Origin of the sequence: Rhizobium sp. BK650, from assembly GCF_014195325.1 — a bacterium.
Taxonomy (GTDB): Bacteria; Pseudomonadota; Alphaproteobacteria; order Rhizobiales; family Rhizobiaceae; genus Rhizobium.
This window is the reverse complement of sequence record NZ_JACIBK010000002.1, coordinates 66,172-86,674: the sequence shown is the minus strand read 5'-3', so window position 1 is coordinate 86,674 and position 20,503 is coordinate 66,172. Positions and strand designations below refer to the sequence as shown.

Here is a 20,503-nt window from a genome sequence, read left to right as displayed (position 1 = left end):
TTCAGTCTTACTGGAACGGCGCTGACCACGGATGAACTGGCAGTGTTGGATCTGGTTTCCGACAGGACCGGATGCAGAAAGCGGGCTCAGCCCGCTTTTTTATTGCGGTGCGGAATAAATCGGTCCCGCGCATTTGTCATGGCCGCCAATTTGCTGCTAGATCTGGATACCCCCGCGCAGAGCAGCAGTATGTCAGCCATCATCTTCGACGTTCTTCCCATTTTCCTTCTCATTCTCATCGGCTGGCTGATCGTCCGCATCGGCGTGCTGACCGCAAATGTTGGCGACGCCTTGAGCGAGTTCGTCTTCAAGATCGCCGTCCCGCTGCTGCTCTTCCGCACCATCGCCGGAGCTGATTTCCATGGCGCGTCGCCGTTCCGGCTCTGGACCGTCTATTTTTCCGGCGTCGCTGTGACATGGACGGCCGGGCACATCGTCGCAACGCGTTTCTTCGGCCGCGACGAGCGGATCGGCGTGCTCGCCGGCGTGTCCTCGGCCTTCGCGAACAACATCTTCATCGGCCTGCCGCTGGTCGAGCGCACCGTCGGCAGTGAGGGTCTTGTCGCCCTTTCCATCCTGCTTGCCGTACATCTGCCGGTCATGATGGTCGCCGGCACAATCATGATGGAACATGCCGAACGCAAGATTTCCGGAAAGACCGACCGCAGCATGGCCTTGGTATTAAAGCAGATCGGCCTCAATCTGCTGCATAACCCGCTCGTCATTGGCATTGCGGCAGGTGCTGCCTTTCATGTTTCGGGCCTGACCATGCCTGCAACGGTAAACTCTGTCGTCGGGCAGATCGCCGGCACGGCTGGTCCGGCGGCACTGATATCGCTCGGTATGGCGCTCCAGAAATACGGCGTCTCAGGCAATGTCGGGATCGCCAGCGTAACCTCGGCATTCAAGCTGCTGCTGCTGCCCGGCTGCGTGTGGGCGGCAAGCCGTCTTTTTGGCCTTAGCAACGAATGGGCAGCGGCGCTGGTGCTGACCTCGTCTGTGCCGACAGGGGTGAATGCCTGGTTGATCGCCAATCGGTTCGGCGTCGGTCACAGCCTTGCCGCTTCCACGATTACGGTAACGACGGCGCTCGGCGCCATCACCGTTTCCTTCTGGGCCTACATTCTTGGCGCCTGAAGTGACAAAAAGGCCCGGGCTTGCGACCGGGCTCTTCTCGAAGAAATTTTGTTGCTCTTACTGCGTTGCAGCCGGAGCATTCGGATCCGGCAGGGCAACCGGCGAATCAGCCAGCGTATGCAGGTAGAGGATAACGTTCGCACGATCCTGATCTTTCGGCAGACCTGCAAAGCCCATGGCCGTACCCGGAACGTCCTTCTTCGGCGCCGTCAGGAACTTGTTGAGGTTTTCGAAGGTCCAATGTTCGCTGCCGCCCTTGGAGAAGTCCTTCATGGCAGAGGAATAGGCAAAGCCTTCATGCGAGGCGATCGGTCGATCTACGACACCATAGAGGTTCGGACCGACTTTGTTCGGTCCGCCTTTGGTGCCGTCATGACAGGACTGACACTTCTTGAAGATGGTTTCGCCGGCCTTGGCGTCGGCGCTGGCAAGAAGCTTTGCGATCGGAACAGCAACGGCAGCAGGTGCGCCTTCACCCCCGGCAGCGGGTGCCTCCTCGGCGACGATGGTAAAACCTTCCTTTTCCGGCGCCTCGGAATGGAAGATCCCCTCGGAGGCAATGGATACCGACATCAGAACGAAGACCGTTCCCAGCAGCGCCCCCACGGCCGTATTGACGTATGAATTCATCTGCAATGCTCCCCTTGCAGCCGGCAGACCAGAAACCGGACCATCTTGAAATTGCGCGGAACCTATGTCTTTTGGCTATCCGTTGCAACTGCCTAAATGGTCTTGTGCGTGAGACTTTTTGCCACTTTTCAGCCCGGATTAGAAGGCCCGAACAATGAGTGATTCAAAATTAGACGACGTGCTGGTGCTGATCCCCGCACGCATGGCCTCCACCCGCCTTCCGGGCAAGCCGCTGGCCGATATTTGCGGTTTGCCGATGATCGTGCAGGTGGCGAAACGGGCACAGGAAGCGGCGATCGGCCGGGTGGTTGTTGCCGTCGACGATCAGCAGGTTTTTGATACTGTCGCTGCCGCGGGCTTTGAGGTGGTCATGACGCGACAGGACCACCAGTCCGGTTCAGACCGCATTTTCGAGGCGCTAACAAAGGTCGATCCGGACGGGAAAGCGAAATTTATTGTGAACGTCCAGGGTGACCTTCCGACGATCGAGCCGGAAACGGTGCGTGCTGCGTTGCGTCCGCTTGAGGACGAGAAGGTCGATATCGCAACGCTGACGACCGAGATCGACAACGACGAGGACAAGACAGCGCCGCATATCGTCAAGGTCGTTGGCTCGCCGGTGTCTGCCAGCCGCCTGCACGCGCTCTATTTCACCCGAACGACCGCGCCTTATGGCAGCGGCCCGCTCTATCATCATCTCGGGCTCTATGCCTATCGGCGAGCAGCGCTCGAACGCTTCGTCTCGCTCGGTCCTTCTACGCTCGAGAAGCGCGAATCACTGGAGCAGCTCAGAGCGCTCGAAGCGGGCATGCGCATCGATGTCGAGATCGTTGACACGGTTCCGCTCGGTGTCGATACTCCCGCTGACCTCGAAAAGGCGCGACGCATTCTCTCAGCGAAGGCCAACTGACGGATTTTCCTCATGAACATCAAGACCAACAGGATCGCCTTCCAAGGTGAGTTCGGCGCCAATTCCGACATGGCGAGCCGCGACATGTTTCCGACCATGGAACCGCTGCCCTGCCAGACCTTCGAGGACGCCTTCACCGCGGTCGACAACGGCGACGCCGATATCGGCATGATTCCGATCGAGAACACGATCGCGGGCCGGGTCGCCGACATCCACCACCTGCTGCCGGAATCGCGACTGCACATCATCGGCGAATATTTCATGCCGATCCGCTTTCAGCTCATGGTGCTGCCGGGGGTAACGAAGGATGAAATCCGCACCGTGCACAGCCATATCCATGCGCTCGGCCAGTGCCGCAAGATCGTGCGCGCCAATGGCTGGAAGCCTGTGATCGCCGGCGATACGGCGGGGGCTGCGAAACTCGTCAAGGAAACCGGCGATCGCTCCATGGCAGCGCTCGCGCCGCGTCTTGCAGCCGACCTCTACGGTCTCGATATTATCGCTGAGAATGTCGAGGACACGGAAAACAACGTGACGCGCTTCGTGGTGCTGTCGCGGGACGAAGAATGGGCAGAACGGTCAACCCATGACGAAAAGATCGTCACCACCTTCGTCTTCAACGTCCGCAACATTCCGGCTGCTCTCTACAAGGCGCTCGGCGGCTTTGCGACGAACAACATCAACATGACCAAACTCGAAAGCTATCAGCTCGGCGGAAAATTTGTAGCGACGCAGTTCTATGCCGATATCGAGGGCCATCCGAACGACGCGCATGTGCGTCGGGCACTGGAGGAATTGCGTTTCTTTTCGGAGAAGGTGCGCATCCTCGGTGTCTACAAGGGTCATCCGATGCGCGGACTTCTCTAGGAATTAAAAAGCCTCTCTGGCAGACGGTCAGAGAGGCCTTATGGCTATACTTATTTATCCGGCTCACAAACACGCAACCGGTGCCCATCGGGGTCCAGAACGACGAAAGTCGGGCCGAAGTCGAGTTCAGTCAGTTCCTGGGCAACGGGCAGGCCGCGGCTGCGCCAATCTTCGTAATGCCGGGCGACGGCATTATCGCCTGCCACCATGAAGGCGACTTCGCCGCGGTTGCCAATCGCCGAGGGCTGCGGTTCGACCTTGCTGCGGCGCCACAGGCCGAGAGTGAAGCCGCCATCGAGCGGAAAAGCGACGAAGTTCGGCGCCTCTACGGCCGGCTCGCGGCTCAGAATATTGCGATAGAAGGCAGCGCTTTCGGCGGGATCTTTGACATAGAGGATAATGAGATTGGGGCTGGTCATTTCAGTTCTCCACTGGGTTGAAAAGATGCCCGGCCAAAAGCTGCTGCCAATTTATGACAGCAGCTTTCCGATAACGGCACTATGGACAGCGCCGCATCGTCACCGGGAGGAATATCAATAAGGTCGGCGTGTGGGCTTAACGGAAGAGATCGTCGCCGACGCGCCAGTCATGGCCGTCCGCAAGGCCGAGATCGCGCTTGCGCCATTGCGGCATCGTCTCGAGATCCAGGCGGGGACGGCGTGATGACGCTCTTGCGAACCTATCCGCAAACAGCCGCACCAGACGAGAGCGAAGGGTCTTTCCGGCTTCGACGGAAGTACGACGGCCGGCATATCGAACGACTTGAGGCATTCCCATGATCAGTACTCCTTTCCTGCTGGACTGGTACTGACAATAGCGCCTCCTGCTGACAGTTTATGGCAGTAGCGTTAGAGCCTTTCCTGGCTAGATTGCAGCATTCTGCCGGAGCAGGTTTGTGTCAGGGCAAAGGCGATTGGCGACGGGCATACCCCCAGGTACGTCCGAGCCGATCGCCTTTGATCCTGGCGCAAAGATGCCCGGCAGAATGCTGCAATCTAGCCAGGAAAGGCTCTAATGTTCGATCGGAGTATCCTGCGTGTCCCGCCATTCCTTCAGGAGAACGGTGCGGCGGCGGGGATAACGCGCGTCATGGATCGTCATGTCGATGATGCGATCTGTGCGGAAATGACGGAAATCCTGACGCAGTTCGCACCAGGCCATGATGATCCGTACATGCTCGAAATAGCCGAGCGCGAAGGGCCAGATACGGCGGCGGGAGATACGTCCCTGTTCGTCGCCGTAGTGCAGTTCTAGGACACGCTCCAGGCGGATTGCCTTGCGGATTGCCGAAACATCCGCCTTGTCCTCATCCTGTCGTTTGCGGCCGACAAAAAGCGTGGCGGAATCGACCATATCGCGCAGGTCGGGCGGCAACACGGCGGCGATCTTTGCCAATGCATCGGCGCCGGCATTGGCCAGGCGCGGCTCGGCGGCGCGTGCCACCCAACGGGAGCCAAGCACCAGCGCTTCCAGCTCTTCCTCGGAAAACATCATCGGCGGTAGCATGAAGCCTGGTTTCAGCACGTAGCCTATGCCGGCCTCGCCTTCAATCATGGCGCCTTGCGCCTGAAGGCTCGCAATATCGCGATAGAGCGTGCGCAGGCTGACACCCGTTTCTTCGGCTAGTACCGTGCCGGTGACCGGCCGCCGGTAGCGCCGGAGCGTCTGAAGCAGGGTCAGCAGCCGTTCGGAGCGGGCGACCATGGTTATGCCCTCATGCAGACAGGCTGGGCCGGGTTGCGATCATCCGTGCTCTCCGACCTTTTGTTCAGCGTTTCCACTCGGCCCAATCGCGCATCAGGCGATGGGCAATCGCGCCCTTCGGCGGCGGCGCCTTGCCGTTGACACCGGGACGCTCTAGCATTTCGACGGTTTCCTCGCGGGTAAACCAGCGGCAATCCTCGAGTTCAGCCTCGTCGCGATGAATATCGCGCGACTTCGCCTCGGCATAGCAGCCGATCATCAGCGAGTGCGGCATCGGCCAGGGCTGCGAGGCATGATAGCGGATACGGCCGGTCTTGATCCCCGATTCCTCCAGCGTTTCACGGCGAACGGCGTTTTCGATAGTCTCTCCAGGCTCCAGGAAACCCGCCAGACAGGAATACATGCCGGGCGCGAAATGCGGGCTGCGGCCGAGCAGGCAAAGATCACGCTCCTCATCGATCGTCAGCATGATGACGACGGGATCCGTGCGCGGAAAGATCATATGTTCGCAGGCGGTGCAGACGCGCTTGTAACCGCCGATGCGGATTTCCATGACCGAGCCGCAACGGCCGCAAAATTGGTTGTCGTTGTTCCAACGAATGAGACTTGCAGCCTGTGCGAATTCGCCGAGCAGGATTTCATCGACGAGCTCGTCGCGAAAGAGCGAACGGCCGTCGACCGGTTTATATTGGCTCGCCATATCCTCGACGTCGATGCCGACGGGGACGGCAAGGCGCGGTTCGCCGGTCTTGCGATAGCCGAGCAGCACGGTCTCGTCCCAATTCGGCTTCAACTCGTGCAACTCGTAGCGGGCAAAGAGCGGATCGAGTACCTGGCCGTCGTGCTTCAGCACCAACTTGTCCTTGGCGAAGGCGAAGATATGCGTGCCTTCGCGGGCAAGCGCCTTTTCGACCGAACCCTCGTCGCGATGTTCACTGTCGCGGCTCAGGTCGTTGGCGGCAAAGGCGGTGAGATTGCTAGGTTCCGGATGCGGCACATCCGAATCGAAAAGCGAATGACTCATGGTAAAAGGGCTTCCCGCAGCTTTGCTATCAATTCGTCTCTCGTTGCGTCCTCGTAAGGCTCGGCCTTGCCGAAGCCCCAGACAGGCCCCGGCCAGTTCGCATCACCTTCGGAACGCGCAATGACATGAACATGAAGCTGGCGGACGATATTGCCAAGAGCCCCGACATTGATTTTTGTGGCACCTGTCGCCTTCTTGAGTGCTGAGGAGACAAGCTCGATCTCAAAGGTCAGCAACACCTGGTCAAGCGGGGTCAATTCGAAGATTTCTGTAATGTCCGCCCGGCGCGGCACCAGGATCAACCAGGGCCAGCGGGCATCCTTCGACAATCTGACATCGCATAGGCCAGTTGCCATGATATTTGTGCTGTCGTTTTCGAGCCTGGGGTCGAGCACGAAATCGCTCAAGAGCGTTCTCCTCATGTTTTACAATGAACTAGCAGTTTTTTTGGTGCTTGGCTTGCTTTTGATGATGATATTGCCGATATGTGCATCCGGGAGGTTGGTGGTGGACGAGCCACTCGCCAACCGGGTCAGGTCCGGAAGGAAGCAGCCCTAACGAGCCCCGGCACGGGTCATCGTGCCAGCCTCCCACCTTCTCTTCCAAGAAGCCCGGGCTTTCGGGCGCAAGCAGGGCGATGAGCGACACCGAGCGACAATCACAAGATGCCGCCTCGACGGGCACCGGATACCGGGTGCTGGCACGCAAATACCGCCCCAAGGATTTTACGGACCTGATGGTCGGCCAGGAGCCGATGGTCCGCACGCTCACCAACGCTTTCGAGACCGGCCGCATTGCGCAGGCCTATATGCTGACTGGCGTTCGCGGCGTGGGCAAGACGACGACGGCGCGCATTCTGGCCCGTGCCCTCAACTACAAGACCGCCGAAATCGACAAGCCGACGATCGACCTTCGGGTGCCGGGCGAACATTGCCAGGCGATCATGGAAGGCCGCCATGTCGACGTGATCGAAATGGACGCCGCCTCGCATACCGGTATCGACGATATCAGAGAGATCATCGAGCAGGTGCGCTACCGGCCGGTCTCGGCGCGCTTCAAGGTCTATATCATCGACGAAGTGCACATGCTTTCGACTGCCGCCTTCAACGGACTGCTGAAGACGCTCGAAGAGCCGCCAGAACATGTGAAGTTCATTTTCGCGACGACGGAAATCCGCAAAGTTCCGATCACGGTTCTCTCCCGCTGCCAGCGCTTCGACCTGCGTCGCATCAGCGCGTCGGATCTCGTCGGCTTGTTTTCGACGATCGCCGCCAAGGAAGGCATCGAGGCTGAGCCCGATGCGCTGGCGATGATCGCGCGTGCGGCCGAGGGTTCTGCCCGCGACGGCCTGTCGCTGATGGACCAAGCAATCGCTCATGGCGGCGGTGTGGTGCAGGCAGAAGCCGTACGCAGCATGCTCGGCCTTGCCGACCGCGCCCGCATCGTCGATCTTTTCCAGCATATTATGCGCGGCGATGTCGCGAGCGCACTTAACGAATTCCAGAGCCAATACGAGGCGGGCGCCAACCCGGTCGTGGTGCTGACGGATCTTGCCGATTTCACGCATCTGGTGACGCGGCTGAAATATGTGCCGGATGCCGCGAACGACCCTTCGCTCAGCGAAGTGGAGCGCACCAAGGCAGCCGAATTTGCCCAGGGTGTCGCAGTCACGACGTTGTCGCGCATCTGGCAGATGCTCTTGAAGGGTATTCCCGAGACAGAGAACTCTTCACGCACGGCAGGGGCTGCGGAGATGGTGCTGATCCGGCTGGCGCATGCGGCGCATCTGCCGGCACCCGAGGATGCAGCGCGGCGACTAGCGGAATTTTCCAACGAAGGTGGTGCGCCACGCCCGTCCTCACCTGCTCCTTCGGGCAATGGCGGTGGCAACGGCACACGCGTTCCCTACCAGACCAACGTGACGGCACGGGCTCCCGAGCCCGCGCCGCGACCGCAACCCTCGGGGCTGACCGCCATGCTGCGGGCCGTTCCCAATCCGGAGCCGCAGAATCTCGGCCGTTTGGAAACGAGGCCGGCGGAAGTGCCGAAGCCCGTCGTTCCGGTCAATTCGATCAGCGATATCGTCGACCTCGCCACCGAAAAGCGGGACGTCAAGCTGAAGGCGCTAGTGCGCAACTTCGTCCGCCCGGTGCGCATCGAGCCCGGCCGGTTGGACGTCAACCTCACCGAGGGCGCACCGGGCACATTGCTCAACGAGCTTGCCGTCAAGCTGAAGGAATGGACCGGCATTCACTGGATCGTCAGCACCAGCCGCGAAGAAGGCGGGCCGACGATGGTGGAGGCGGAAGCGAGAGCGCAGGAACAGCGCGTCAGCGACGCGCGCCAGGACCCTGATGTTGCGGCGATCCTCGCCCAGTTTCCAGGCGCCAAGATCATCGACGTACGCGTGCGAGCTCCGACGCTGGAGGAAGAAGCCGAGGAGGTCAAACCACCGGCCGCAGCCGAATCCGAGGAGGGCGATATCCTGCCCGGCGACGACCTAGAATTCTAGTTTCAAGAAGGAGAAGACGATGCGCGACATTATGGGCATGATGGGCAAAGTCAAGGAAATGCAGGCCAAGATGGAGCAGATGCAGGCGGAAATCGCCGAGCTGACCGCCGAAGGCAAGGCCGGCGGCGGTCTCGTCACCGTCATCATCTCCGGTAAGGGCGAGCTGAAGAGCCTGAAGATCGACCCCTCGCTCTTCAGGGAAGACGATGTTGAAATCCTGGAAGACCTGATCGTTGCGGCCCACAAGGACGCCAAGGACAAGGCGGAAGCCATTGCCGCCGAAAAGACCAAGGCGCTCACGGCCGGCCTGCCAATCCCGCCCGGTTTCAAGCTGCCGTTCTGATTCATAGACTTATCCGGTAATGAGCTGCCCCGGGGAGGATACGGGAGATGATGACGGTAACGACACTGCTGGTTTTTGCCGGCGCTCTTTTTATTGCCGCCGGGACACCTGGACCGAGCATTGCGGCGCTTGTCGCCCGCGTCATTTCAAAAGGCGCACGCGACGTGCTGCCTTTCCTGTTTGGCATGTGGGCCGGGGATGCGATCTGGCTGACCTGCGCCGTTGCCGGTCTCTCGGCGATTGCCGAAAGCTTCTACCACGTCTTCGTCGTCATCAAATGGCTCGGCGTCATCTATCTTCTTTATCTCGCTTGGCGGATGTGGTTCGCCAGAGCCGATGTCGAGGAAGAGGAGCTGCCGCAGGAGCGTTCACGTGGCCGGATGTTTTTCGCCGGCCTGGCGATTGCGCTCGGCAATCCCAAGATCATGGTGTTCTACGTGGCGCTTCTGCCATCGATCATCGACATTCCCGCGGTATCGCTTGCCGGCTGGGCGGAACTCGTCGTCACGCTCTTCGTCGTTCTGGCTATCGTCGATTTCAGCTGGATGTTCCTCGCCGCAAAAGCCCGCGGTTTCCTGAAGAGCCGCCGTGCGGTCCGGATCGCCAATCGGGTGAGTGCGGGAACGATGGCGGGTGCCGCCGTTACGATCGCGATACGCTGAGCTATTGCTGTGCTTCCAGCACGGCTCGCAGCTTGTAATGAACGGGCGCTGCCAGATAGCGCTCGCGGTCTGCGGCTGAAAGCCGGCGTCCGAAAGTTTCCATCATTTCCGGCATCGTGACTGGGGCGCCCGGAAATGACTTGTGCTCGACCTGCATTCCGGCTTCCACGATCCCATTGGCGATCACGCGACAATAGATGCCGGGACGTGCCGCCTTGGTATAGCGCTTGACGAATGTCGGATCGTTCATTCTTGCTGCGAAGGTGGCACACGGAATGCGGCAGGACGTCACTTCAAAGATCAGCTCACCGATAATAAAGCGGTCGCCAACCGTGACATCACGGTTATCCAGTCCTTCGATGACGAGGTTTTCACCGAAAGTGCCGGGTTCGACGGGATAGCCGAGTTCGTTCGCCCACCAGTCGAGGCTGAGCGAACCTTCCAGATAGACAGCCTGATCGACGCCGCCATGATGTTTTCTGTTGCAGATGGCGTCGCCAACGAGACCTTCGGCATCGATCATGACGCCGCCGCTGACGGCATGTTTGAAAATACCTGTCTTGTAACTCTTACCGGGCAAGCGTTCTGCTGCGCCCTTGCAGACTGCGAGGATTTTCATCAGTCAGCTAATCCTTCCGTGATTCCGTTTCCGTTCCATATCAGTTAAGAAAGGCGCATGGCAAAGCGAGTCACCGGCCCCGAAATTGAAAAACTGATCCAGCTTCTGGCGAAAGTGCCGGGCCTCGGGCCGCGCTCGGCGCGGCGAGCGGCAGTACATCTCATCAAGAAGAAGGACCAGCTTCTCGGTCCTCTCTCGCATGCGATGGGCGAGGCCTATGACAAGGTGAAGATCTGCTCGCGCTGTGGCAATGTCGATACGGTCGATCCCTGTACCGTCTGCACCGACGCACAACGCGACCGGTCCGTCATCATTGTCGTCGAGGATGTCTCCGACCTCTGGGCGCTGGAGCGCGCCGGCGCACTGAATGCCGCCTATCATGTGCTCGGCGGCACGCTCTCGCCGCTCGACGGTATCGGGCCTGACGATCTCAATATCCGCGGACTGATCAACCGCGTCGGCGAAGGCGGCATCAAGGAAATCATCATCGCCGTCAATGCGACCGTCGAAGGGCAGACGACGGCGCATTACATCACCGATCAGCTTGCCGATCTCAACGTGAAGATCACGCGGCTCGCGCATGGGGTGCCTGTGGGGGGCGAACTCGACTATCTCGACGAGGGTACGCTGTCTGCAGCGCTTCGTGCGCGCACGACAATCTAGGGGGATATATGAATAGGGGCTTCTTTGGCCGGCTTCTTCTTGCGGGCGCCGCCCTGCTGACATTGTCCACGATCCCTTCTTACGCTGCCCCCTCCAAGGCGGATGTCGAAGCGCAATTCGAAAAATGGGTGCAGGCCGACCTCTGGTCTGAAGCAAAGAAGAACGGCATATCAGAAAAGACTTTCCGCGCCGCCTTTTCCGGTGTCGAGTTGGATTGGACCCTGACCGATCTCGCCCCTCCCGGCTTTCCGCCGCCGCAGGAACAGAAGCAGACCCAGGCCGAGTTTTCCTCTCCCGGTCCCTATTTCAATGAGGACCGGCTGAAACGGCTTGCGGTGACCGGGCGCGGCTTTGCCTCGCAATATGCCTCGACGTTGAGCCGTATTGAGAAGACCTATGGCGTGCCGGGCTCGATCGTGCTGGCGATCTGGGGACGCGAGACCGGCTTCGGCGCGGCGAAGATCCCCAGTTCGGCGGTCGAGGTGCTGGCAACCAAGGCCTTTATGTCGACGCGCAAGGACATGTTCCGCATGGAACTCATCGCCGCCCTGCATATTCTCGACGGGGGAGACGTGACCCCTGCAGATTTCAAGGGGTCGTCGGCAGGCGCGCTCGGACAGCCACAGTTCATGCCGACGAGCTATCTGAAATATGCGGTCGATTTTGACGGCGACGGTCATCGCAACATCTGGACCTCGGTGCCCGATACGCTTGCCTCGATCGCCAATTTCCTCGTAAAAAAGGGCTGGCAGCGTGACCGCGACTGGGGATTCGAGGTGACGATCCCGCAAGCCGTATCCTGTGCGCAGGAGGGACCTGACCTTGCTAAGCCGCTCTCCCATTGGGCGTCGCTCGGCATCGATCGCATTTCCGGCAAAGGCTTTCCGTCCGGCGAGTTGAAGGCGCAGGGCATGATGCTGGTGCCGGCCGGGCGCGACGGGCCGGAATTCATCGTCACGCCGAATTTCTACGTCATCAAGGAGTACAACAACTCCGACCTCTATGCGCTGTACATCGGCAATCTCGCCGACCGCATCGCCTTCGGCTCCGGTGCTTTCCAGGGGCAATGGGGTGATGTTGGCAAGATGCTGCGCTCGGATGTTGCCGCCATGCAGCGCGCGCTGGAGCGGCAGGGTTACGATGTCGGCGGCACCGATGGATTGCCGGGCTACAAGACACGCCGCTCGATCGGCCAGTGGCAGGAAAAGAACGGCATGAAACCGACCTGCTTCCCCGAGGCGTCGATGAAGGGAAAGCTGAGGTAAAGCCCACAGGTCCTGTTACAGGTTGCGCTTCAACCCTTCATGGCTCGCCACGAAGCCGAGCTTTTCATAGAAGCGGATCGAATCTGCGCGCGCCTTGTCGGTGGTGAACTGGACGAGACCGCAGCCGCGCTCTGCGCAACGCGCCATTGCCCATTCGATAAATTGCGAGCCAAGCCCGGAACCGCGACGGTGGCTTGCAATACGCACACTTTCAATCTGACCTCGCCACATGCCGGTTCTCGAAAGGCCGGGAAGAAAGCTCAGTTGCAGGCAGCCGGTAACCCGGTCGGTCTCGTCGCTTGCAACGGCAAGCAGCTGGTTTGGATCCGCGTCGATCGCGGCGAAGGCGGCGAGATAACGTGCGTCGATTGGGTCGGAGACGACCTCCCGCGTGCTGCCGAGATCGTCATCGGCGAGCAGGCGGACGATGTCAGGAAGATCGGATTGCCGTGCGGTTCTGAAAATATGCATGTCTGGTCTCAATGATGCAGATCGATCGGGGCCTTGTGGAAGACGTCATCGACAGGCGGGATGGCCTGGCGTTCGATCATACGGCGAACACCCGGCATGCCATCGCCACGGTGCAGTGCACGAAGCCGGTCGGTATTTTCGGCGTCGGCCTGCGTCCGACGCTGATTGTGCCTGATGTACTCGACCCAGGTCGGAGTGTGATACGTTTCTGTCCACAGTCCGGGACTTTGGAGATCGCGCATCAAAGCCCAATGTCGGGCGCCATCACGAATGCGGATGCGCCGCCGCTCCCCCATCAACGCCATGAATTCGGCCAGGTCTTCATCAGCGATCTGGTAATCGACCTGGACGACGATCGGGCCGCTGCGTGGTGTGATGTCCAAGCCGAGAGCCGGCTCGATGAAGCGGTTCAGCGGATCAAGATTGAGGGAGGCAAAAGCCGGCATGGGAAAGCGCAGGCCGATGACGACGCCGGAGAGCAGGACGACAGCCGACATCAACAATGCGTTGGAAAGGCCATAATTGTTGGCGGCAATGCCCCAGAGCCAGCTGCCGCCGGCAATGCCGCCGAAGGTGACGGTCTGATAGAGCGACAGGGAGCGGCCGACCACCCAGCGTGGCGTCGAGAGCTGGACGATCGTGTTGAAGAGCGAAAGCGCCGAAACCCAGCAGGCGCCGGCAATGAGCAGCCCGGCGGAGGTGAGCACGGCACTTGGGCTGAGAGCCGCGATCACCGCGCTGAGCGCAAAACCGAGAAAGGCCAGACGGATGATCGTTTCGCTGGAAACCATGTCGCGCAGTCTGTTGCTGAGCACCGCGCCGCCAATCGCGCCAATCCCGAAGGCTCCAAGCATGAAACCGTAGGTCAGAGGCCCGCCGGAGACGAGATCGAGCGCGACGACGGGCAGCAGTGCCTGGATGGAGCTCGCGCCAATGCCAAAAACCAGCCCTCTCAGGAGGACCTTTTCCAGATTGGGTGACATGGAGATATAGCGCATGCCGGCAAAGATGGCGCTGCCGAGTGCTTCCCGCGGCAGTGACGAGGCCGGCGTTGTCGGCCGCCAGCGAAACAGCGCATAGATCAGGGCAACATAGCTCAGCGCGTTCACAGCAAAGGCCGCGGCCGCACCGGCAGCCGCCACGATGGCGCCGCCGATCGCCGGACCGACGCTGCGGGTTATGTTGAAGCCCATGCTGTTCAGCGTGACGGCGTTCGGTAGATCGGCGCGCGGCACCATGTCGCCGACCGAGGCCTGCCAGGAAGGGTTGTTGAGCGCCGTGCCGCAGCCGATGAGAAATGTGAAGAAAAGCAACAGTCCGGGTGTAATCCAGCCAACAAAGGCGCAGGCCGTCAACAGGATCGAGGCAACCAGCATGGCGGATTGCGCCGTCATCATGATCCGGCGCCGATCATAGTTGTCGGCGAGAGCGCCCGAGATCAGCGAAAACAACATGATCGGCAGTGCGGTCGAGGTCTGGACCAGCGCAACCATATCTTCGGACGAAGTAATGCTCGTCATCATCCAGGCGGCACCGACGGCTTGGATGAGGCCGCCGAAATTCGAGGCGAGACTCGCAAACCAGATGCTGCGATAGGTTTCATGCCGCAAAGGCGCAAACGTTGATGAGCTATCGACCACGCTTCCTCCCGCTTTTATCGCTATGCTTCAATAGCTATATATTCGGAAGACGGATGCTCGCCATAGGTTAGCTCGTCCTTGAAGCGGCGGGAGAGGCGGAATCGCGTCCGACCTTGCAATTTCTAAAAAACGGGACTATATGGCACTCAAATTCTTGATCGTACGATGAAGAGTGGGCCGCAAGGACCCGCTCTTTTTTATTAGCGCGATCATCCCGAATGCCAGAAATCGCAGGGAGCGCACCGCTTGTCGGATCTGACAAACGCAGACAATCAACATGAGCCGCGGCTGATCACCGAGACCGGGCTTGACCAGCGTCTTGCTGACATTATCGAACCCGTACTCGTCGACATCGGCTTCCGCCTCATTCGCGTCCGCATGCTCAACCAGAATGGCATGACGATGCAGGTCATGGCCGAGAAGAACGACGGCACGATGACCGTCGAAGACTGCGAGCAGGTCTCCATGGCGATTTCTCCGGTGCTCGATGTGGAAGATCCGATCGATAAAGAGTATCATCTCGAAGTGTCTTCGCCGGGTATCGACCGCCCTCTGGTGCGGAAATCCGATTTCACTCGCTGGCAGGGCCACCTCGTGAAGTGCGAAACGTCGATCATGATCGGCAATCGCAAGCGCTTCCGCGGCAAGATCGTCGAAGCGGACGCCGAAGGGTTTACGATCGAACGCGATCAGGTTGCCTATGGCGAAGAGCAGAAGGTCACCATCCCCTTCACCGCGCTCAGCGATGCCAAACTTATTCTGACCGACGATCTGATCCGTGATGCACTGCGCGCCGACAAGCTGGCAAAGGCGCAGGCTGCGAACCAGAACGAAGCGGACGACGAAGAATAACCGATCAACGCAAGCTCCAGGGACGGGAACCCGGGTAGTCAAGGACGGAGAAACAGAACAATGGCAGTCAGTGCAAACCGGCTCGAACTTCTGCAGATCGCAGATGCAGTGGCGCGCGAAAAGGTCATCGACCGAGAAATCGTGCTTGCCGCGATGGCCGATGCCATCCAGAAGGCGGCGCGTTCCCGTTACGGTACCGAATCCAATATCCGCGCCGATATCAACCCGAAGACCGGCGAAATCCGTCTGCAGCGCCTGCTCGAAGTCGTCGAGAAGGCCGAGGACTACTCCACGCAGATCCCGCTGGAGCTGGCCCGCGACCGCAACCCCGACGCCGCCATCGGCGACTTCATCGCCGATCCGCTGCCGCCGATGGATTTCGGCCGTATCGCCGCACAATCGGCCAAGCAGGTCATCGTGCAAAAGGTGCGCGAAGCCGAGCGTGACCGCCAGTTCGACGAATTCAAGGACCGTGTTGGCGAAATCGTCAACGGCACCGTCAAGCGCGTCGAATATGGCAACGTCATCGTCGATCTCGGCCGCGGCGAAGGCATCATTCGCCGTGACGAGATGATTCCGCGCGAGAACGTTCGCTATGGCGATCGCGTTCGTGCATATGTATATGATGTCCGTCGCGAGCAGCGCGGTCCGCAGATCTTCCTGTCGCGCACGCATCCGCAGTTCATGGTGAAGCTCTTCACCATGGAAGTGCCTGAGATCTACGACGGTATCATCCAGGTGAAGTCGGTTGCCCGCGATCCGGGTTCGCGCGCCAAGATCGCCGTGATCTCGAACGATAGCTCAATCGATCCTGTCGGCGCTTGCGTCGGTATGCGCGGTTCGCGCGTTCAGGCCGTCGTCGGCGAGCTTCAGGGCGAGAAGATCGACATCATTCCCTGGTCGCAGGACCCGGCGACTTTCGTCGTCAACGCCCTGCAGCCGGCTGAAGTCGCCAAGGTCGTTCTCGACGAGGATGCCGAGCGCATCGAAGTGGTCGTTCCGGACGAGCAGCTTTCGCTCGCCATCGGCCGCCGCGGCCAGAATGTCCGCCTCGCGTCGCAGCTGACGGGCTGGGACATCGACATCATGACGGAAGCCGAAGAGTCGGAGCGCCGTCAGAAGGAATTCAACGAGCGCACCAACCTCTTCATGGACGCGCTCGACGTCGACGAGATGGTCGGCCAGGTCCTGGCTTCGGAAGGATTCGCCGCTGTCGAGGAGCTGGCTTACGTCGATCTCGATGAAATCTCCTCGATCGACGGTTTCGACGAAGATACGGCGCAGGAAATCCAGACCCGCGCCCGCGAATTCCTCGAGAAGCTCGAGGCGGAAATGGATGAGAAGCGCAAGGCTCTCGGCGTTTCTGACGAGTTGCGCCAGATCGACGGCATCACCGCCCAGATGATGGTTGCGCTCGGCGAGGACGGCATCAAGACGATCGAGGATTTCGCAGGCTGCGCTGCCGACGACCTCGTCGGCTGGACCGAGCGTAAGAATGGCGAGACGAAGAAGTTCGAGGGCCTATTCTCGAAGTTCGATATTTCGCGCGTAGAAGCCGAACAGATGGTCGTGCAGGCGCGCCTGCTCGCCGGCTGGATCACCGAAGAAGACCTTGCGAAGGACGCCGAGGCTGTTGAAGCCGACGCTGCCGAGCAGGACGCATAATGACCGTTCGGCCGCACGCATCTGCTGAGGACGACGATCTTGCAGGTTACGACGTGAACGGCCGCATGTGCATCGTGACACGTGAAAGCGGATCGCCGGACGAGCTGATCCGCTTCGTAGCTGCCCCTGACGGGACGGTGGTGCCCGACCTGAAGCGTGAGCTGCCGGGACGCGGCTGCTGGGTGAAGATCGATCGGTCACTGGTCGAAAAGGCGGTGGCGAAGAAGCTCTTCGCCCGCGCCCTCAAGGCTGATGTGAAGGCGGCCGACGACCTCGGCGAGCGGGTGGAGCGGCTGCTTCTGCAGCAGCTCCTACAGATGATGAACATGGCGCGCAAGGCGGGCCAGCTCGTCACCGGCTCGGCAAAGGTGGATGCCGCGATCCGCAGCGGGGCTGCGCTTGCGGTGTTCCATTCGACGGACGCCGCAGCCGATGGGGTCAGAAAAATAGACCAGGCCCGCAAGGCCTGGCACCTCGGAATGGAAACCGAGGAGGAAATACCTTCCTTCCGCCTCTTCTCGGAGGGCGAAATGGAAGGGGTGATGGGCCAGAATACTTTTATCCATGCCGCGGTGCTTGCAGGGCAGGCAGGTGAGGGTGTAGTGAAGCGCGCAAAGATGCTCGAACAGTACCGTAACGGCGGTCAGTCCCGGGCACCGGGCGGCGCTGGCCAGCAAAAACAATGATGCGGTCACCGGCGGAAGCCGGCCCCAATATCATTGACCGATTGTATGTGATTGACAGGGTGTGATGGTTTCATCGTTCCCTGTCCGAAGGAACGGGAACGAATGACCGATAGCAACGACGACAAGACACTCAGCGTAACGGGGAAGAAGACCCTCACCCTGAAACCATCAGGGATGAGCCAGGGTACCGTGCGCCAGGATATGGGTCGCGGTCGCACCAAGGCGGTCGTTGTCGAGACCCGCAAGCGGCGCCCGATGCGGCCCGAAGATGAAAAGCCGATGACGCCTGCGCCCTCAGCTCCAGTACGCGCGCCGGAACCGGCACCGGCGCCCGTACAGGCTCGCCCGCAGCAGCCGAGTCCGGCTCCGCGCATCCACCAGCCCGGCGGCCAGAGCAACCAGCGTCCGCAGCAATCCTACCAGCAGCCTCGCCAGCAGGACCGTCCGCGCCCCGTCGTGCTGAACCATCTCTCACCCGAGGAAATGGACGCCCGCCGCCGCGCGCTTGCCGAAGCACAGGCCCGTGATGCGCAGGACGCTATCCGTCGTGCCGAGGACGAAAAGCGCCGCGCCGCTGAAGAGACCGCCCGTCGGGCCGCTGAAGCGGAAGAGGCTAAGCTGCGCGCTGCCGAAGAGGCTGCACGCCAAGCCGAGGCCACAGCAGCGGCCGTGGCCGAAGCACCGGCTGCTGCCGCGGAAGCACGTATCGAAACCCCGCGTCCGCAGCAGCCCCCATCTGCACCGGCCGCACGCCGGCCGGAAGCCGCCCCGTCGCCTTCCGTCGCCCGGCCTGCGCCTGGCGCACCGACCGGCGCTCGTGGCCGCCGCGACGAATCCGAAGACGACGATCGCGGCCCTGCGCGCAGCGGGCCAGTTCGCGGGCGCCCGATTCGTCCGGAACCAGCAAAGCCCGCAACAACCCGCCCGAAGGGTGAGGATGACCGCCGCCGCGGGAAGCTGACCGTGACCACGGCAGACGTGGATGACGAAGGCAATGCACGCGGACGTTCGCTCGCTTCCATGCGCCGCCGGCAGGAAAAGTTCCGCCGCAGCCAGATGCAGGAAACGCGTGAGAAGATCTCCCGCGAAGTCGTTCTGCCGGAGACCATCACCATTCAAGAACTGTCACAGCGCATGTCTGAACGCGCCGTCGACGTCATCAAGTTCCTGATGAAGGAAGGCCAGATGATGAAGCCGGGCGACGTAATCGACGCCGACCTTGCAGAACTCATCGCCGGCGAATTTGGCCATACTGTCAAGCGCGTTTCCGAATCCGATGTCGAGCTCGGCATTTTCAACGTTGCCGACGTGGAAGGCGACCGCGTTTCACGTCCGCCGGTCGTGACCATCATGGGTCACGTCGACCATGGCAAGACCTCGCTGCTCGATGCCATCCGGCATGCCAACGTGGTTGCTGGCGAAGCCGGCGGCATTACGCAGCATATCGGTGCCTACCAGGTAGAGCAGAACGGCCAGAAGATCACCTTCATCGACACCCCCGGCCATGCCGCCTTCACGGCTATGCGTGCCCGTGGTGCGCAGGCGACCGACATTGCAATCCTCGTCGTGGCCGCCGACGACAGCGTCATGCCGCAGACGATCGAATCGATCAATCACGCCAAGGCGGCCGGTGTTCCGATTATCGTGGCGATCAACAAGATCGACAAGCATGAAGCCGATCCGCAGAAGGTGCGCAACCAGTTGCTGCAACACGAAGTTTTCGTGGAATCGATGGGCGGCGAAACGCTTGACGTCGAAGTGTCCGCCAAGACCGGCAAGAACCTCGACAAGCTCCTGGAAGCTGTTCTGCTGCAGGCGGAAATCCTTGACCTCAAGGCCAACCCGAACCGCACCGCGGAAGGTACTGTCATCGAAGCCCAGCTCGACCGCGGTCGTGGCTCGGTTGCCACGGTTCTCGTTCAGAACGGTACCCTGAAGCCTGGCCAGATCTTGGTCGCCGGCGATGTCTGGGGCCGCGTGCGCGCCCTCGTCAACGACAAGGGGGAGCATGTGAAGGAAGCGCCGCCGGCGATGCCGGTCGAGGTGCTCGGCCTTTCCGGCACGCCTCAGGCCGGCGACAAGTTCGCCGTCGTCGAGAACGAAAGCCGCGCCCGCGAGATCTCGGAATATCGTCAGCGTCTCGCCCGCGACAAGGCAGCTGCCCGCCATTCGGGCCAGCGCGGCTCGCTGGAACAGATGATGAGCCAGCTCCAGACGGCCGGCGTCAAGGAATTCCCGCTGGTTATCAAGGGCGACGTGCAGGGTTCGATCGAAGCGATCGCCGGTGCTCTCGAAAAGCTCGGCACCGACGAGGTGCGGGCCCGTATCGTTCACTCGGCGGTCGGCGGCATCACGGAATCGGATCTTTCGCTGGCAGAGGCTTCCGGTGCCGCCATCATCGGCTTCAACGTCCGCGCCAATTCGCAGGCTCGTACGCTAGCCGAGCGCCAGGGCATCGAAATCCGCTACTACAACATCATCTACGATCTCGTGGATGACGTGAAGGCAGCGATGTCGGGTCTTCTGTCGCCGGAACGCCGCGAGACCTTCCTCGGCAATGCCGAAATCTTGGAGGTGTTCAACATCACCAAGGTCGGCAAGGTCGCGGGTTGCCGCGTCACGGAAGGCAAGGTCGAGCGTGGTGCGGGCGTACGCCTCATCCGCGACAACGTGGTCATCCACGAAGGCAAGCTCAAGACTCTCAAGCGCTTCAAGGACGAAGTCTCGGAAGTGCCAGTCGGCCAGGAATGCGGCATGGCCTTCGAGAATTACGAAGATATCCGCGCCGGCGACACGATCGAGTGCTTCCGCGTCGAGCATATCACGCGCACGCTCTGATCGCATCACGATTGA

The 20,503-nt window shown here is 60.7% G+C and carries 20 protein-coding genes, 1 other RNA gene and 1 pseudogene; 13 read left to right on the top strand and 9 right to left on the bottom strand.

Going from position 1 to position 20,503, the window contains the following annotated elements:
- The first annotated feature begins 189 nt into the window (after positions 1 to 189).
- Positions 190 to 1,137 (top strand): AEC family transporter, encoded by a 948-nt coding sequence (locus tag FHX15_RS04715; protein WP_184394169.1) that lies wholly within the window; start codon positions 190 to 192, stop codon positions 1,135 to 1,137.
- 57 nt (positions 1,138 to 1,194) lie between these two features.
- Here the strand turns inward: FHX15_RS04715 and FHX15_RS04710 are convergent, their stop codons facing one another.
- Complete coding sequence (locus FHX15_RS04710) at positions 1,195 to 1,767, bottom strand: cytochrome c family protein (RefSeq protein WP_184394167.1); 573 nt, start codon at positions 1,765 to 1,767, stop codon at positions 1,195 to 1,197.
- Positions 1,768 to 1,921: 154 nt separating this feature from the next.
- Here FHX15_RS04710 and FHX15_RS04705 point away from each other — a divergent pair, with 154 nt between their 5' ends.
- Both FHX15_RS04705 and FHX15_RS04700 read left to right on the top strand, forming a co-directional pair.
- Complete coding sequence (locus FHX15_RS04705) at positions 1,922 to 2,677, top strand: 3-deoxy-manno-octulosonate cytidylyltransferase (protein WP_184394165.1); 756 nt, start codon at positions 1,922 to 1,924, stop codon at positions 2,675 to 2,677.
- A gap of 12 nt (positions 2,678 to 2,689) precedes the next feature.
- Complete coding sequence (locus FHX15_RS04700; RefSeq protein WP_113298111.1) at positions 2,690 to 3,544, top strand: prephenate dehydratase; 855 nt, start codon at positions 2,690 to 2,692, stop codon at positions 3,542 to 3,544.
- Between the two features lie 50 nt (positions 3,545 to 3,594).
- On the opposite strand, the gene FHX15_RS04695 is transcribed toward FHX15_RS04700, so the two are convergent.
- From FHX15_RS04695 to FHX15_RS04675, 5 genes are all read right to left on the bottom strand, one after another.
- Positions 3,595 to 3,963: a VOC family protein gene (locus FHX15_RS04695; protein ID WP_184394163.1), complete on the bottom strand. Its 369-nt coding sequence runs from the start codon at positions 3,961 to 3,963 to the stop codon at positions 3,595 to 3,597.
- Positions 3,964 to 4,099: 136 nt separating this feature from the next.
- Positions 4,100 to 4,321, bottom strand: coding sequence for a hypothetical protein (locus FHX15_RS04690; RefSeq protein ID WP_184394161.1), 222 nt, complete (start codon positions 4,319 to 4,321; stop codon positions 4,100 to 4,102).
- Positions 4,322 to 4,555: 234 nt separating this feature from the next.
- Positions 4,556 to 5,248 (bottom strand): helix-turn-helix transcriptional regulator, encoded by a 693-nt coding sequence (locus FHX15_RS04685; RefSeq protein ID WP_184394159.1) that lies wholly within the window; start codon positions 5,246 to 5,248, stop codon positions 4,556 to 4,558.
- A gap of 64 nt (positions 5,249 to 5,312) precedes the next feature.
- Positions 5,313 to 6,272, bottom strand: a complete 960-nt coding sequence (gene nudC / locus FHX15_RS04680; protein WP_184394156.1) for an NAD(+) diphosphatase — start codon at positions 6,270 to 6,272, stop codon at positions 5,313 to 5,315.
- Entirely contained in the window at positions 6,269 to 6,679 is a 411-nt protein-coding gene (locus FHX15_RS04675) for an HIT domain-containing protein (protein WP_184394155.1), read from the bottom strand. The genes nudC and FHX15_RS04675 overlap by 4 nt, the downstream gene beginning before the upstream one ends.
- An 89-nt stretch (positions 6,680 to 6,768) precedes the next feature.
- On the opposite strand from FHX15_RS04675, the gene ffs reads away from it, so the two are divergent.
- The 4 genes and pseudogenes from ffs (at position 6,769) to FHX15_RS04655 (ending at position 9,789) form a co-directional block, all read left to right on the top strand.
- Positions 6,769 to 6,866, top strand: an RNA gene (gene ffs, locus FHX15_RS04670) — signal recognition particle sRNA small type.
- A gap of 43 nt (positions 6,867 to 6,909) precedes the next feature.
- Positions 6,910 to 8,784: a DNA polymerase III subunit gamma/tau gene (locus FHX15_RS04665; protein WP_184394153.1), complete on the top strand. Its 1,875-nt coding sequence runs from the start codon at positions 6,910 to 6,912 to the stop codon at positions 8,782 to 8,784.
- A 13-nt stretch (positions 8,785 to 8,797) separates the two neighbouring features.
- Positions 8,798 to 9,127, top strand: a pseudogene (locus FHX15_RS04660) (YbaB/EbfC family nucleoid-associated protein); the annotation flags it as partial.
- Positions 9,128 to 9,177: 50 nt separating this feature from the next.
- Positions 9,178 to 9,789, top strand: a complete 612-nt coding sequence (locus FHX15_RS04655) for a LysE family translocator (RefSeq protein ID WP_184395323.1) — start codon at positions 9,178 to 9,180, stop codon at positions 9,787 to 9,789.
- A gap of 1 nt (position 9,790) precedes the next feature.
- Here FHX15_RS04655 and FHX15_RS04650 read toward each other — a convergent pair whose 3' ends face one another.
- On the bottom strand, positions 9,791 to 10,408 hold the full coding sequence (locus FHX15_RS04650) for an MOSC domain-containing protein (RefSeq protein ID WP_184394149.1): 618 nt from the start codon (positions 10,406 to 10,408) through the stop codon (positions 9,791 to 9,793).
- Between the two features lie 57 nt (positions 10,409 to 10,465).
- Here FHX15_RS04650 and recR point away from each other — a divergent pair, with 57 nt between their 5' ends.
- Positions 10,466 to 11,071 (top strand): recombination mediator RecR, encoded by a 606-nt coding sequence (gene recR / locus FHX15_RS04645; RefSeq protein WP_184394147.1) that lies wholly within the window; start codon positions 10,466 to 10,468, stop codon positions 11,069 to 11,071.
- 8 nt (positions 11,072 to 11,079) lie between these two features.
- The gene (locus tag FHX15_RS04640; RefSeq protein WP_184394146.1) at positions 11,080 to 12,336 is read left to right on the top strand and encodes a lytic murein transglycosylase; all 1,257 of its coding nucleotides are present in this window, start codon (positions 11,080 to 11,082) and stop codon (positions 12,334 to 12,336) included.
- A 15-nt stretch (positions 12,337 to 12,351) separates the two neighbouring features.
- On the opposite strand, the gene FHX15_RS04635 is transcribed toward FHX15_RS04640, so the two are convergent.
- Together FHX15_RS04635 and FHX15_RS04630 are read right to left on the bottom strand one after the other, a co-directional pair.
- On the bottom strand, positions 12,352 to 12,807 hold the full coding sequence (locus FHX15_RS04635) for a GNAT family N-acetyltransferase (protein WP_184394144.1): 456 nt from the start codon (positions 12,805 to 12,807) through the stop codon (positions 12,352 to 12,354).
- Between the two features lie 8 nt (positions 12,808 to 12,815).
- A complete protein-coding gene (locus FHX15_RS04630; protein ID WP_184394142.1) occupies positions 12,816 to 14,447 on the bottom strand; it encodes an MFS transporter in 1,632 nt (543 codons plus the stop codon).
- Between the two features lie 246 nt (positions 14,448 to 14,693).
- Here FHX15_RS04630 and rimP point away from each other — a divergent pair, with 246 nt between their 5' ends.
- The 4 genes from rimP (at position 14,694) to infB (ending at position 20,488) form a co-directional block, all read left to right on the top strand.
- Positions 14,694 to 15,299: a ribosome maturation factor RimP gene (gene rimP / locus FHX15_RS04625; protein WP_184394140.1), complete on the top strand. Its 606-nt coding sequence runs from the start codon at positions 14,694 to 14,696 to the stop codon at positions 15,297 to 15,299.
- A gap of 60 nt (positions 15,300 to 15,359) precedes the next feature.
- On the top strand, positions 15,360 to 16,964 hold the full coding sequence (gene nusA / locus FHX15_RS04620) for a transcription termination factor NusA (protein ID WP_184394138.1): 1,605 nt from the start codon (positions 15,360 to 15,362) through the stop codon (positions 16,962 to 16,964).
- Positions 16,964 to 17,650, top strand: coding sequence for an RNA-binding protein (locus FHX15_RS04615; protein ID WP_184394137.1), 687 nt, complete (start codon positions 16,964 to 16,966; stop codon positions 17,648 to 17,650). The genes nusA and FHX15_RS04615 overlap by 1 nt, the downstream gene beginning before the upstream one ends.
- A 102-nt stretch (positions 17,651 to 17,752) precedes the next feature.
- Positions 17,753 to 20,488 carry a translation initiation factor IF-2 gene (gene infB / locus FHX15_RS04610; RefSeq protein WP_184394136.1) on the top strand — a complete coding sequence of 912 codons (2,736 nt, stop codon included), beginning with the start codon at positions 17,753 to 17,755 and terminating at the stop codon, positions 20,486 to 20,488.
- Positions 20,489 to 20,503: the final 15 nt, after the last annotated feature.

Excerpts from the sequence above, each read along its gene's own strand:
- FHX15_RS04685 (WP_184394159.1), bottom strand. The coding sequence starts at position 5,248 with ATGGTCGCCCGCTCCGAACGGCTGCTGACCCTGCTTCAGACGCTCCGG.
- FHX15_RS04690 (WP_184394161.1), bottom strand. The coding sequence starts at position 4,321 with ATGGGAATGCCTCAAGTCGTTCGATATGCCGGCCGTCGTACTTCCGTC.
- FHX15_RS04650 (WP_184394149.1), bottom strand. The coding sequence starts at position 10,408 with ATGAAAATCCTCGCAGTCTGCAAGGGCGCAGCAGAACGCTTGCCCGGT.
- FHX15_RS04635 (WP_184394144.1), bottom strand. The coding sequence starts at position 12,807 with ATGCATATTTTCAGAACCGCACGGCAATCCGATCTTCCTGACATCGTC.
- FHX15_RS04615 (WP_184394137.1), top strand. The coding sequence starts at position 16,964 with ATGACCGTTCGGCCGCACGCATCTGCTGAGGACGACGATCTTGCAGGT.
- nudC (WP_184394156.1), bottom strand. The coding sequence starts at position 6,272 with ATGAGTCATTCGCTTTTCGATTCGGATGTGCCGCATCCGGAACCTAGC.
- FHX15_RS04715 (WP_184394169.1), top strand. The coding sequence starts at position 190 with ATGTCAGCCATCATCTTCGACGTTCTTCCCATTTTCCTTCTCATTCTC.
- recR (WP_184394147.1), top strand. The coding sequence starts at position 10,466 with ATGGCAAAGCGAGTCACCGGCCCCGAAATTGAAAAACTGATCCAGCTT.
- FHX15_RS04700 (WP_113298111.1), top strand. The coding sequence starts at position 2,690 with ATGAACATCAAGACCAACAGGATCGCCTTCCAAGGTGAGTTCGGCGCC.
- FHX15_RS04655 (WP_184395323.1), top strand. The coding sequence starts at position 9,178 with ATGACGGTAACGACACTGCTGGTTTTTGCCGGCGCTCTTTTTATTGCC.
- FHX15_RS04710 (WP_184394167.1), bottom strand. The coding sequence starts at position 1,767 with ATGAATTCATACGTCAATACGGCCGTGGGGGCGCTGCTGGGAACGGTC.
- infB (WP_184394136.1), top strand. The coding sequence starts at position 17,753 with ATGACCGATAGCAACGACGACAAGACACTCAGCGTAACGGGGAAGAAG.
- nusA (WP_184394138.1), top strand. The coding sequence starts at position 15,360 with ATGGCAGTCAGTGCAAACCGGCTCGAACTTCTGCAGATCGCAGATGCA.
- FHX15_RS04665 (WP_184394153.1), top strand. The coding sequence starts at position 6,910 with ATGAGCGACACCGAGCGACAATCACAAGATGCCGCCTCGACGGGCACC.
- FHX15_RS04695 (WP_184394163.1), bottom strand. The coding sequence starts at position 3,963 with ATGACCAGCCCCAATCTCATTATCCTCTATGTCAAAGATCCCGCCGAA.
- FHX15_RS04705 (WP_184394165.1), top strand. The coding sequence starts at position 1,922 with ATGAGTGATTCAAAATTAGACGACGTGCTGGTGCTGATCCCCGCACGC.
- FHX15_RS04640 (WP_184394146.1), top strand. The coding sequence starts at position 11,080 with ATGAATAGGGGCTTCTTTGGCCGGCTTCTTCTTGCGGGCGCCGCCCTG.